This window comes from Streptomyces anthophorae, assembly GCF_049310305.1.
Lineage (GTDB): Bacteria > Actinomycetota > Actinomycetes > Streptomycetales > Streptomycetaceae > Streptomyces.
Genome location: NZ_JBLWQQ010000001.1, coordinates 5,500,379 through 5,512,752 on the forward strand (window position 1 = coordinate 5,500,379; position 12,374 = coordinate 5,512,752).

The following is a 12,374-nucleotide window of genomic DNA, read 5'->3' on the forward strand; positions in this document are numbered from 1 at the left end:
GCTTGGGCGCCAACACGCGTCTGTAGGAGCAGCCTTGGCACGGAAGATCGGCAGCCGGTACACCGCACACCAGATCCTGGGGCGCGGCAGTGCGGGCACGGTGTGGCTGGGTGAGGGACCCGAGGGTCCGGTCGCCATCAAACTGTTGCGCGAGGACCTCGCCGCGGACCAGGAACTGGTCGGCCGCTTCGTCCAGGAGCGCACCGCCCTGCTGAGCCTCGACCACGCGCGCGTGGTGGGCGTGCGCGACCTGGTGGTGGACGGCAACGACCTGGCGCTCGTCATGGACCTCGTCCGCGGCACCGACCTGCGCACCCGGCTCGACCGCGAGCGCCGGATGCCGCCCGAGGCGGCCGTCGCCGTCGTCGCGGACATCGCCGAGGGCCTCGCAGCCGCGCACGCCGCGGGCATCGTGCACCGCGACGTCAAGCCGGAGAACGTCCTCCTCGACATGCAGGGCGAGCTCGGCCCCGGCGGCTCGCACCCCGCGCTGCTCACCGACTTCGGCATCGCCAAGCTGATCGACACCCCGCGCCGCACGCGCGCGACGAAGATCATCGGTACGCCCGACTACCTCGCCCCCGAGGTCGTCGAGGGCCTGCCCGCGCGCGCGGCCGTCGACATCTACGCGCTCGCGACGGTCCTGTACGAACTCCTCGCCGGCTTCACGCCGTTCGGCGGCGGCCACCCCGGCGCCATCCTGCGCCGACACGTCACGGAGACGGTGGTCCCGCTCCCCGGCATCCCCGACGAGCTGTGGCAGCTGCTCATCCAGTGCCTCGCCAAGGCCCCGGCCTCCCGCCTGCGGGCCTCCGAGCTGGCCGCGCGCCTGCGCGAACTCCAGCCGATGCTCACGGGCCTGCCCCCGCTCGACGTGGACGAGCCGGAGACCGAGCCCGCCGCCGACGAGCCGGAGCCGCGGACCGAGACCCCGGAGGACCCCCCGGAGCGGCCCCGCCGCGGCGCCGTCTCCCTGATCCCCGGCTCCACGCCCAAGGACTCCAACCGCGACACCCATACGTCGATGCGGGTCCCGGCCCCGGACGAGCTGGCGGGTGGCGCCCGCGGCACGGCCCGCGCGCCCCGCGCCCACGGCTCGCCGCGCCCCGGCTCGGCCCGCAACCGGCACTCCGCGCGCCGCAGACGCATCACGTTCGGGGTGGCCGGGCTCGTCCTGGTGGCCGCGGTCGGCGGCGGCGTCTGGGCGGCGTCCTCCTCCGGCTCCGACGAGGCGCCCCCAGCGGACAGCAACAATTCGGCGCCCGAACAGCCGTAAAGGGGCCCCCGGGGGCGGCCGGGGCGGATCACTTGCACCAGCCGTTAGGCTGGTCCTGTGGCAGTCGTCGATGTATCCGAAGAGCTGAAGTCCCTCTCCTCGACCATGGAGTCGATCGAGGCCGTCCTGGACCTCGACAAGATGAGGGCAGATATCGCCGTGCTCGAGGAGCAGGCGGCCGCGCCGTCCCTGTGGGACGACCCGGAGGCGGCGCAGAAGATCACCAGCAAGCTGAGCCACCTCCAGGCGGAGGTCCGCAAGGCCGAGGCGCTGCGCGGTCGTATCGACGACCTCGGGGTCCTCTTCGAGATGGCCGAGGAGGAGGACGACCCGGACACCCGTGCCGAGGCCGAGTCCGAGCTCACGGCCGTGAAGAAGGCGCTCGACGAGATGGAGGTCCGCACCCTCCTGTCCGGCGAGTACGACTCCCGCGAGGCGATCGTCAACATCCGCGCGGAGGCCGGCGGCGTCGACGCGGCCGACTTCGCCGAGCAGTTGCAGCGCATGTACATGCGCTGGGCCGAGCGCCACGGCTACAAGACCGAGGTCTACGAGACGTCCTACGCGGAAGAGGCCGGCATCAAGTCGACGTCCTTCTCCGTCCAGGTCCCGTACGCGTACGGGACGCTCTCCGTCGAGCAGGGCACGCACCGCCTGGTGCGCATCTCGCCGTTCGACAACCAGGGCCGCCGCCAGACCTCCTTCGCGGGCGTCGAGGTGCTCCCGGTGGTCGAGCAGACCGACCACGTCGAGATCGACGAGTCGGACCTGCGCGTGGACGTCTACCGCTCCTCGGGCCCCGGCGGCCAGGGCGTCAACACGACCGACTCCGCGGTCCGCCTGACGCACCTCCCCACCGGCATCGTGGTCTCGTGTCAGAACGAGCGCTCGCAGATCCAGAACAAGGCCACGGCCATGAACGTGCTGCAGGCCAAGCTCCTCGAGCGCCAGCGCCAGGAGGAGCGCGCCAAGATGGACGCCCTCAAGGGCGACGGCGGCAGCTCCTGGGGCAACCAGATGCGTTCGTACGTCCTGCACCCGTACCAGATGGTCAAGGACCTGCGCACCGAGTTCGAGGTCGGCAACCCGCAGGCCGTGCTCGACGGCGAGATCGACGGCTTCATCGAGGCCGGAATTCGCTGGCGCAAGCAGCAGGAGAAGTAACTCCAGGATTCAACGAATTGAAGGCAACTGCCGTTCATCGAACGGCAGTTGCCTTTCGTTTTGCCCTGGGACCCCTTTCAAATGTGGCGCATCTGTGAAGACTGGCCAGCCATTTACGTCACAGTCACATGTTCGTAAGGCGGTCAACTCGCTCAAGTGTGGACATAGCGTGCGCAACGGCCTTGACGTTGATCCCAAAAGTGGAAAGGCTGGCGCGCGGCATGCGTATTAGTGGGACGCGTGTGAACGGGGGAGGGGTGCACGAGGCCTCTGCTGCCTCCGGTTGAACGCGGTCCCTGGCGCTGCTCCATTGACGATTGGCTACTGGGGGTAGCAGACAGATGACCAAGAAGACGCGGATCCGCGTTGCGCGGATAGCGGCCGGTGCGGTGATTGCGGCCGGCGCCTCGCTGACCGCCGCGGGTGCGGCATCCGCCGCCACCGTCGACGAGAAGAGCGGCGAGACCTGCGGTCCGCTCGGCATTATTTGCTGGCCGACCAAGGGTGAGGACGAGGGCGGCGACGACGACGGCGGCACCGAGGGCTCGATCGCCGGCGTTGCCGGTGGCGGCGACGGTGGCTCGGTCGCCGGTGTGGCCACCGGCGGCAGTGGCGGCGACGGCGGCTCGGTTGCCGGCGTGGTCACCGGCGGCAACGGCGGCGACGAGACCACCGGCGGCAACGGTGGTGACGACTCCACCGGCGGCACGATCGGCGGCGACGACTCCACCGGCGGCAACGGCAACGGTGGTGGCAACGGCAACGGTGGCGGCACCGGCGGCGACCAGTCGACCGGTGGCTCCTCCACCGGCGGTTCGTCCTCCACCGGCGGTTCCTCGACCGGTGGCGACGGCTCCACGGGTGGCGGCTCCTCGACCGGTGGTTCGTCCACCGGCGGTGGCGACAACACCACGCCCGACGGCAACAACAACCCCGTCGAGCAGGGCCAGGGCAAGGAAGGCCTGAACGACACCGGCTCCGAGCCGGCCCAGCAGACCGGCACCGGCTCCGGCAAGGCCCAGGCCACCGGTGAGCTCGCCGAGACCGGTTCCTCCGGCACCACGTTCCTGGTGATCGGTGCGGCCACGATGATCGCGGGCGGTGTCGGCTTCCGACTCCTGCCGCGCCTCGCGGGCAACCGCGGTGGCGGCGCCGCCGCGTAACACTGCGCACACGCAAAGGGCCCGGAGCCGATCGGCTCCGGGCCCTTTCGCATGTCCGTGTGCGGTGGCTACACCGTCTGATGCGCGAGGAGCGCCATCGCCGCCACGAGCACCGCCACCAGGGCGACCAGCGCCATGGGGCTCAGTGCGGACAGCGGGTTCTGCTGCTGAAGCCGCTCGCGATTCGCCCGGCACACCGGGCAGCGTCCCTCGTTCACGGGGGCCGCGCAGTTCGCGCACACCAATCGGTCGTAGGTCATGCGCTTCTCCTCCTCCCGCGCGGCGGAGCCTGCCACCGGGTACCCCTGGGTTCTCTCCGCTCAACGCTCCGGGAAACGCAACCGTTCCCCCTACCACTGTGCCAGCTTCCCGGAAATTCGGCGCGTCCCGCCGGATGTGCCGTCCCTGACCAGGCACGGGGCGGACAATTCCGGCGCCGTATCCGGCATCACAGCGGGACAAAACGCTCAACGGGGGACGGCGCCTGCGCTCTGTGCGCGGCTTCGCGTATGGTCACGCACACCTACCTCCGACGCCCCCCGATGCACCGAGGCGCACCCGTGATCCGATTCGACAACGTCTCCAAGGTCTATCCCAAGCAGACCCGGCCCGCCCTCAGGGATGTCTCCCTGGAGGTCGAGCGTGGTGAGTTCGTCTTCCTGGTCGGCTCGTCCGGCTCCGGCAAGTCGACGTTCCTGCGCCTCGTACTGCGCGAGGAGCGGGCCAGCCACGGCCAGGTGCACGTGCTGGGCAAGGACCTCGGACGCGTATCCAACTGGAAGGTCCCGCAGATCCGCCGCCAGCTCGGCACGGTCTTCCAGGACTTCCGGCTCCTGCCCAACAAGACGGTCGGTGAAAACGTCGCCTTCGCACAGGAGGTCATCGGCAAGTCCCGCGGTGAGATCCGCAAGTCCGTGCCGCAGGTCCTCGACCTCGTCGGCCTCGGCGGCAAGGACGACCGCATGCCCGGCGAGCTCTCCGGTGGTGAGCAGCAGCGCGTGGCCATCGCGCGGGCCTTCGTCAACCGGCCCAAGCTGCTGATCGCGGACGAGCCGACGGGCAACCTGGACCCGCAGACCTCGGTCGGCATCATGAAGCTGCTCGACCGGATCAACCGGACGGGCACCACCGTGATCATGGCCACCCACGACCAGAACATCGTGGACCAGATGCGCAAGCGCGTCATCGAGCTGGAACACGGCCGCCTCGTGCGCGACCAGTCGCGCGGCGTCTACGGCTATCAGCACTGAGAACCGCGGAACCGCGAGAAGTACGAGAAGTACCGAGCAAAGAAAGCTGCGAAAGGCGTTAGTGACGCTATGCGTGCCCAATTCGTTCTGTCGGAGATCGGCGTAGGACTCCGCCGCAATCTCACGATGACCTTCGCCGTGATCATCTCGGTTGCCCTCTCGCTCGCCCTGTTCGGCGGCTCGCTGCTCATGAGCGACCAGGTCAACCAGATGAAGGGCTACTGGTACGACAAGGTCAACGTCTCGATCTTCCTGTGCAACAAGGGGGACGCCGACTCCGACCCGAACTGCGCCAAGGGCCCGGTCACGACCGAGCAGAAGAAGGACATCCTCGGCGACCTCAGGAAGCTGCCCGTCGTCGACAGCGTGGCGCACGAGTCGCAGGACCAGGCGTACAAGCACTACAAGGAGCAGTTCGGCGACTCCCCGCTGGCCAGCTCGCTGACGCCGGACCAGCTCCAGGAGTCGTACCGGATCAAGCTGAAGAACCCGGAGAAGTACGACGTCATCGCGACGGCGTTCAACGGGCGGCCCGGTGTGCAGTCCGTGCAGGACCAGAAGGGCGTGCTCGACAACCTCTTCCGGCTGCTCGGCTACCTGAACTACGCGGCGGGCGCGGTGATGGTGGTGATGCTCGTCGTCGCGCTGCTGCTGATCGTGAACACCGTGCGGGTGTCCGCGTTCAGCCGACGGCGCGAGACCGGGATCATGCGGCTCGTCGGTGCCTCGGGCTTCTACATCCAGGCGCCGTTCATCATGGAGGCCGCGGTCGCCGGGCTCATCGGCGGCGGCATCGCCTGTGTGTTCCTCGCGGCCGGCCAGTACTTCGTGATCGACAACGGCGTGGCCCTCTCCGACAAGTTGCAGCTCATCAACTTCATCGGCTGGGACTCGGTGTTGACGAAGCTGCCGCTGATCCTCGCCGTGAGCGTGCTGATGCCTGCGCTTGCCGCGTTCGTCGCGTTGCGCAAGTACCTGAAGGTGTGACGAGAGTCCTTCGCGCCACGGGGCGTCGTGCGGGTCAACGGCCCGTACGACGCCCTTCGTTGTCCTAGACTCACCGACATGTCAGGTCCGGAGCTGTACTCCAGGCCCCGTCGCATCGGCCGCGGGGCGACCCTGACATTGATCTTCATGACGGTCCTCGCGGCGGGCGCCGCCACCGGCTCCTGGCCGGGGGAGAACCGGAAACCCGCGGAAGGCGGGGACAGTTCGCTCGTCGCCGCGCACGAGAAGCCGATCGCGGGCCCGACCGACCCGAGCGACGCGGCGGCCGAGGCGATGGCCGACGGGAAGTCGCCCACGAAGGCCGCCCAGGACGCCGTCAGCCGCAGCGGCGACCGCTGGGGCTCCGTCTACACGCGGGGCGAGTACGAGGAGTTCGAGCAGGCCCTCGACGGCGAGTACACCGGCATCGGCCTGCGGGCCCGGCGCACCGCCGACGGGCGGGTCCAGGTCTCCAAGGTCCGCAGGGGATCGCCCGCGCAGCTCGCCGGCATCCGTGAGGGCGACCGGATCGCGGCCGTCGACGGCGAGCCGGTCACCGGCCGCCCCGTCACCGAGGTCCTCGCGCTCCTGCGGGGCAAGCACGCGGGCACCCCGGTTCATGTGGGTCTCCAGCGCGGCACGCGCGCGTGGAGCGAGACCCTGCGCCGCGCCAATCTGTCGACCGACTCGGTCGCCTCCACCCGGCTGCCGGACGGCGCGACGCTCGTGAAGGTGAGCGCCTTCACCAAGGGCGTCGGCGACCAGGTGCGTACGGCGGTCGGCGCGGTACCCGAGCGCGCGGGCGTCGTGCTCGACCTGCGGGGCAACTCCGGCGGCCTGGTCGCCGAGGCGGTCAAGGCGTCCTCCGCGTTCCTCGACGGCGGGCTCGTGGCGACGTACGACGTGCGCGGGGCGCAGCGGGCCCTGCACGCGCAGCGCGGGGCCGACACCTCCAGACCGGTGGTCGTGCTCGTCGACAGCGGGACGATGAGCGCGGCCGAGCTGCTCACCGGCGCCCTCCAGGACCGTGGCCGCGCGGTCGTCGTGGGCTCCAGGACCTTCGGCAAGGGCTCGGTCCAGATGCCGAGCCGATTGCCCGACGGCTCCGTGGCGGAGCTGACCGTCGGGCACTACCGCACCCCCTCGGGCCGCGCGGTCGACGGCCGCGGCATCACGCCCGATCTGGAGACCGAGGCGGACACCCTGCGGCGGGCGGAGACAGTATTGACTGGCCTCGGGGACCCCTCGTAGTGCGAAAATGGTCAGCACTATGGCCAAGGCAATGTATGTACCGAAGGAGTCCCAGCCCAAGCAGGGCAAAAAGGGGGCGTCGTCCGACAAGAAGGACGGCAAGCGCAAGATGGTCGCGCAGAACAAGAAGGCGCGCCACGACTACCTGATCATGGACACCTACGAGGCCGGCATCGTGCTGACCGGCACCGAGGTCAAGTCGCTGCGGCAGGGCCGCACCTCGCTCGCCGACGCCTTCGTCCAGATCGACAGGGGCGAGGCGTGGCTGCACAACGCCCACATCCCCGAGTACCACCAGGGCACCTGGACGAACCACGCGGTGCGCCGCAAGCGCAAGCTGCTGCTGCACCGCGAGGAGATCGACAAGCTGGAGTCGAAGTCCGAGGAGACCGGTCACACGATCGTCACCCTGGCGATCTACTTCAAGGACGGCCGGGCGAAGGCCGAGATCGCGCTCGCCAAGGGCAAGAAGGAGTACGACAAGCGGCAGACGCTGCGTGAGAAGCAGGACAGGCGGGACTCGGACCGGGCGATCGCGGCGGCGAAGCGGCGCCAGCGGAACAACGAGCGGATGGGCTGACGCCCGTCGCCCGTCGACCCTCAGGAATACGCTGGCATCGTCGTGCGTTGGTCACGTACGATGGCACTGTTCCTCACGCAGGGACGCCGGACCGCAAGGTCCACGCTTGAAAAATCAACATGGGGATGATCGGTTTCGACAGCGGATGTCGAAGCAGGGGAAGCGTGTCGAGGAAGCGGCAATGATCTCGTTAACCATATGTCGCAACCAATAATCGCCAATTCTAAGAGCGATTCCCAGTCCTTCGCCCTCGCTGCCTAATAAGTAGCGACTGAAGGACCCTAAAAGGGTGTCAGCCCGGGAGTGTTCCCGGCCCGGATCCTGGCATAATCTAGGGAACTAAACTTTTCCGTCCGGCCACGGGGCGGAAAAGGAAATCAAACAGTGGCTGGGCCCGTCGGTGACTTGTTCGCGTGATCACCGGGGCCGAGAAAATCGAAGCGAACTGCACACGGAGAAGCCCTGCTGCTGCACCGTTGGACGCGGGTTCGATTCCCGCCATCTCCACCACGAGACGGAGCCCGGACTCTGCTCGCAGAAAGCGCGAGCCTTGTCCGTCCCGTCGGGACTTCTGGGGGCATGACCCCCAGACCCCCTCATCCCATGCGATTCAGGCCCGGCTGTTCACACAGCCGGGCCTTTGTCGTGGGTGCCGTTGCGCAGTGCCCGGTGGCCAGTAGTGGGTCTTGGCGGAGCCCTGCGGTTCCGGGATGCTCCTGTGGCATGAGTAGACGTGATGGAAAGCCGTCCGTCAGAGCCCGTCAATGGGCCTGGCCTCTCGTGCTCGTCGTGGCCGCCGCGGGTCTGTCGTGGAGCGCGCCCGCCGGCGCCGATTCCACTCCCGGTGGACTGCCGGAGGCCATCGACACGATTCTCGGGGATCCGCGGATGGAGGGCGGCGCCGCGAGCGTCGTCGTGGCCGACGCGAAGACCGGAGAGACCCTGTACCAGCACAATCCGACCGGGCGGCTGATGCCCGCCTCCAACACGAAGCTCGCCACCTCCGCCGCGGCCATGGGGACCCTCGGCCCCGACTACCGGTTCAGTACGGACGTGCTCGCCGGTGAGCGGGTGCGCGGCGGGGTGCTCGACGGGGACCTGTATCTGCGCGGTACCGGGGACCCGACCACGCTCGCCGCCGACTACGACAGGCTCGCCGCCGATGTCGCCGCGGCCGGGGTGAAGCGGGTGAGCGGACGGCTCGTCGCGGACGACACCCGGTTCGACGACCACCGGATCGGTGACACCTGGGGTGGCGACGACGAGTCCTCGTACTACGCCGCCCAGATCAGCGCGCTGAGCGTCGCGCCCGACACCGACTACGACACCGGGACCGTCATCGTCGAGGTGAAGCCCGGGGCCGGGGCCGGGGACAAGCCCGCCGTCAGCGTCACGCCGAAGAACGACTACGTGCACCTGGACGTGCAGGCGTCCACCGTCGGGGCCGGGGGAGAGGACACAGTCGCCGTCGAGCGGCGGCACGGGACCAACACGGTCACCGTGAGCGGCACCGTCCCCGTGGGCGGGGACACCACCAAGGAGTGGGTGACGGTGTGGGAGCCGACCGGGTACGCGGCCGCCGTGTTCCGGGACGCGCTCGCCGCGCACGGCGTGAAGGTCGGCGGGTCCACCAAGCTGGGGCAGGCCACGCCCAAGGGCGCGAAGCGGCTCGCCGCGCACGACTCCATGGCCCTGAAGGACCTGTTGATCCCGTTCATGAAGCTCTCCAACAACATGCACGCCGAGTCCCTCACCAAGGCCATGGGGTACAAGGCGACCGGGAGGCCCGGGAGTTGGGGTGACGGCATCGACGCCGTCGCCGACTATCTGAAGGGCGCCGGGGTCGACGCCGGCAAGCTGCGGCAGGTCGACGGGTCCGGGCTCTCGCGCAAGGACAACTTCGCCGCCCGGCAGCTCGCCGACCTGCTGCTGTCCGTTCAGGACGAGTCCTGGTACGCCGACTGGTACAAGTCGCTGCCCGTGGCCTGCGACCCGGACCGGTTCGTCGGCGGGACGCTGCGCAGCCGGATGTGCGGGACCCCGGCCGCCCTCAACGCCCGTGGAAAGACCGGGTCGTTGACGGGCGCCTCCGCGCTCTCGGGCTACGTGAAGGACGCCGACGGGCGGTTGCTCGTCTACAGCGTCGTCCAGAACAACTATCTCGTCGACTCCGTGAAGCCGCTGGAGGACGCCATCGTGGTGACCCTCGCGAAGTCGACGTCCAAGGAGGCGAAGGCCGTCGTGCCGAAGTCCACGCGCGCCGTCCCGGCGGCCGAGCGGGACGGCGACCTGGAGTGCTCGTGGCGCAAGCCGGCCGTGTGCTGAGCCGCTAGCGGCGGCCCGGGCGTCGTACGTACGCGTACAGCGCGAGCAGAAGCGCGCACGAAGCCGCCGCGACCGGCACCGTGTACGCCGCGGTGGGGCCCCAGTGCTCCACCGCGGCGCCGCCCGAGGCCGAGCCGGTCGCGATGCCCGTGAGGATGCCGGTCACGGCGAGCGTCATGCCCTCGTTCAACTGGCCGGTGGGCGTGCGCTGTTGGACCAGGGTCATGCCCGTCACCATCGTCGGCGCCGTGGCCATGCCCGCGATCAGGAGCGCGCCCCCGAGGACGTACAGGGAGCCCGTGGACCATGCGGCGAGCAGCGGCAGCGTCATCAGGGCCGCCATCGCCGCCACGCAGAGCGGGTGGCGCCGCGCCGCAGGGCCCGCCGGCCGCCACGCCCCGTAGAGCAGGCCCGCCGCGCAGGAGCCCGCCGCCTGGAGCGCCAGGATGCCGCCCGCCCACACCTTGTGGCCCTGCGCCTCGGCGAAGGCGACCGTGACGACTTCCAGTGAGCCGAAGATCGCGCCCGAGGCGAGGAACGCGAGCAGCAGGGGCGGCATGCCACGCGCGCGTAGTGGCGTTTTCGTCGCCTTCGTGCGCGCGTGGGGCGGCGGTTCCGTCGCGCGTTGCGCGGTGAAGATCAGCACGCCGGTCACCATGAGGACGACGCTGACCAGGGTGCCCGCCTCCGGGAAGAGAGAGCCGCACAGGAAGGCCGCCACGACGGGGCCGAGCATGTAGCAGAGTTCGTCAGCCGCCTGCTCGAAGGAGTTCGCGGTGTGCAGGGCGTCCGGGGTCTCCTTCAGCAGGTGCGCCCAGCGGGCCCGGGACAGGCCGCCCGTGTTGGGGGTCGTCGCGGATGCCAGGTAGGCGGCGAACAGCGTCCAGTTCGGCGCCCCGAAGTGCACGCACAGGAGCAGGGCGAGCGAGCCGCAGGCCGATATGAGGGTGGCCGGGACCGCGATCCGCGCCTGCCCGTAGCGGTCCACGAGCCGCGCCGTCCACGGCCCGACGAGCGCGTTGGCGACCAGTCCCGTGGCGGTGACGGCGCCCGCGAGCGCGTACGAGCCGCGCGAGCCGGAGATCATGATCACCGCGCTGATGCTGAACATCCCTTGCGGGAAGCGGGCGATGAGGTTGCCGAGGGTGAAGGCGCGGGTGCCCGGGATCGTGAAGAGACGGGTGTAGGACGTGGCGGTGGAGGACGTGGAGCCGGTGGTCGTGGGAGCGGTGGGCATGCGAAGAGCGTCCCCGCAGGTCACCTGCGGGGTCCAACACCTACTCGGCGTCGATTCACGCGCCTGTGCTGTTAATTTCGACGCACCTGCGTTGTAAGTTCGCCCGATGCCTCCCGCGAACGTCGAACCCCGCCTGCTGCGCGCCTTCCTCGCCGTCGCCGACGAGTTGCACTTCACGCGCGCCGCCGCCCGCCTCTACGTCGCCCAGCAGGCGCTCAGCCGCGACATCCGGCGCCTGGAGCGGGAACTGGGCGTGGACCTCTTCGGGCGCACCACCCGGCAGGTCACGCTGACCACGGACGGGGCCCGGCTGCTGCCGCACGCGCGGCGCGTGATCGCGGCGCAGGACGAGCTGCTGGCGGCCTTCACCGGGCCCGCCGCCGGACGGCCGCTGCTCGTCGACGTCAACAGCCCGGGTCTCGCGCACGAGCGGGTGCTCGCGCGGGCCCGCGAACTCGCCCCGGACCACGAGCTGATGGCCCGCTACGAGAGCGGTCTGACCGGCGCCGCGGCCGAACTCCTCGCGGGCCGCCTCGACGTGTCCTTCGGCCGCTTCGCAGGTCTCGACCCGGCCGTGCGCGCCCGGCTCTCCCAACAGCCCGTGCGCTACGAGCCGATGGCGATCATGCTGCCCGAGGACCATCCGCTGGCGGCGCTCGACGCCGTGCCCCTGGACCGGCTCGCCGGGGAGTCGGTCTACGCGGGCGCCGGCAACCCCCGCACGCCCGAATGGACGGAGCTGGCCCGGCTGTTGTTCGAGGGCCGGGGCATCCACGTCGCGCCGCCCGCGCCGCTCGCCGTCGGCAAGGAGGAGTTCCGCCGGATCATGGACAAGTACCGCAATCCGGTCCTCACGGGGGTGGACTTTCCGGTCATGCCGGGCTCGGTGCTGCGCCCGCTCGTCGATCCGGTGCCGCTGTCGCCCGTGTCGCTCGTGTGGCGAAAGGGGTGTAAACACCCTGGAATCACGGCACTTCGGGCCGCCGCGGACGCCCTCGCGGCGGAGAGCGGGTGGCTGGAAAGGCCTCCGGAGGCATGGATTCCAGCCGCAGATGTGCAGATTATGTTGAGTCGTGAATGAGGTGTGTGCATGGGTGTCACTGGTGTGCGCTACATTCTGGTCTCGGGTGCGATGTGATAG

11 protein-coding genes and 1 other RNA gene are annotated in these 12,374 nt (G+C 69.8%); 10 read left to right on the forward strand and 2 right to left on the reverse strand.

From position 1 onward, the window contains the following. Positions 1 to 34: 34 nt before the first annotated feature. The 3 genes from ACNYS0_RS25045 to ACNYS0_RS25055 all read left to right on the forward strand — a co-directional run bounded on the left by ACNYS0_RS25045 (position 35) and on the right by ACNYS0_RS25055 (position 3,603). Positions 35 to 1,276: a serine/threonine-protein kinase gene (locus ACNYS0_RS25045; protein ID WP_422476720.1), complete on the forward strand. Its 1,242-nt coding sequence runs from the start codon at positions 35 to 37 to the stop codon at positions 1,274 to 1,276. A 57-nt stretch (positions 1,277 to 1,333) separates the two neighbouring features. Continuing rightward, entirely contained in the window at positions 1,334 to 2,440 is a 1,107-nt protein-coding gene (prfB, locus tag ACNYS0_RS25050; RefSeq protein ID WP_422476721.1) for a peptide chain release factor 2, read from the forward strand. Between the two features lie 341 nt (positions 2,441 to 2,781). Next, the gene (locus ACNYS0_RS25055; protein ID WP_422476722.1) at positions 2,782 to 3,603 is read left to right on the forward strand and encodes a hypothetical protein; all 822 of its coding nucleotides are present in this window, start codon (positions 2,782 to 2,784) and stop codon (positions 3,601 to 3,603) included. A 68-nt stretch (positions 3,604 to 3,671) separates the two neighbouring features. Here the strand turns inward: ACNYS0_RS25055 and ACNYS0_RS25060 are convergent, their stop codons facing one another. Continuing rightward, on the reverse strand, positions 3,672 to 3,863 hold the full coding sequence (locus tag ACNYS0_RS25060; RefSeq protein ID WP_422407610.1) for a hypothetical protein: 192 nt from the start codon (positions 3,861 to 3,863) through the stop codon (positions 3,672 to 3,674). A 300-nt stretch (positions 3,864 to 4,163) separates the two neighbouring features. On the opposite strand from ACNYS0_RS25060, the gene ftsE reads away from it, so the two are divergent. The 6 genes from ftsE (at position 4,164) to dacB (ending at position 9,996) form a co-directional block, all read left to right on the forward strand. Continuing rightward, complete coding sequence (gene ftsE, locus ACNYS0_RS25065) at positions 4,164 to 4,853, forward strand: cell division ATP-binding protein FtsE (RefSeq protein ID WP_266710884.1); 690 nt, start codon at positions 4,164 to 4,166, stop codon at positions 4,851 to 4,853. A 69-nt stretch (positions 4,854 to 4,922) separates the two neighbouring features. Beyond that, positions 4,923 to 5,840 (forward strand): permease-like cell division protein FtsX, encoded by a 918-nt coding sequence (ftsX, locus tag ACNYS0_RS25070; RefSeq protein WP_422476723.1) that lies wholly within the window; start codon positions 4,923 to 4,925, stop codon positions 5,838 to 5,840. Between the two features lie 78 nt (positions 5,841 to 5,918). After that, positions 5,919 to 7,091, forward strand: coding sequence for a S41 family peptidase (locus tag ACNYS0_RS25075; protein WP_422407608.1), 1,173 nt, complete (start codon positions 5,919 to 5,921; stop codon positions 7,089 to 7,091). Positions 7,092 to 7,122: 31 nt separating this feature from the next. Beyond that, positions 7,123 to 7,671 carry an SsrA-binding protein SmpB gene (gene smpB, locus ACNYS0_RS25080; RefSeq protein ID WP_385769785.1) on the forward strand — a complete coding sequence of 183 codons (549 nt, stop codon included), beginning with the start codon at positions 7,123 to 7,125 and terminating at the stop codon, positions 7,669 to 7,671. 121 nt (positions 7,672 to 7,792) lie between these two features. Then, positions 7,793 to 8,181, forward strand: a transfer-messenger RNA (tmRNA) gene (gene ssrA, locus ACNYS0_RS25085). A gap of 213 nt (positions 8,182 to 8,394) precedes the next feature. Continuing rightward, positions 8,395 to 9,996 (forward strand): D-alanyl-D-alanine carboxypeptidase/D-alanyl-D-alanine endopeptidase, encoded by a 1,602-nt coding sequence (dacB, locus tag ACNYS0_RS25090; RefSeq protein ID WP_422476724.1) that lies wholly within the window; start codon positions 8,395 to 8,397, stop codon positions 9,994 to 9,996. Positions 9,997 to 10,000: 4 nt separating this feature from the next. Here dacB and ACNYS0_RS25095 read toward each other — a convergent pair whose 3' ends face one another. Beyond that, complete coding sequence (locus tag ACNYS0_RS25095) at positions 10,001 to 11,233, reverse strand: MFS transporter (protein ID WP_422476725.1); 1,233 nt, start codon at positions 11,231 to 11,233, stop codon at positions 10,001 to 10,003. 106 nt (positions 11,234 to 11,339) lie between these two features. On the opposite strand from ACNYS0_RS25095, the gene ACNYS0_RS25100 reads away from it, so the two are divergent. After that, entirely contained in the window at positions 11,340 to 12,314 is a 975-nt protein-coding gene (locus tag ACNYS0_RS25100) for a LysR family transcriptional regulator (RefSeq protein WP_422476726.1), read from the forward strand. The last annotated feature ends 60 nt before the right edge of the window (positions 12,315 to 12,374 follow it).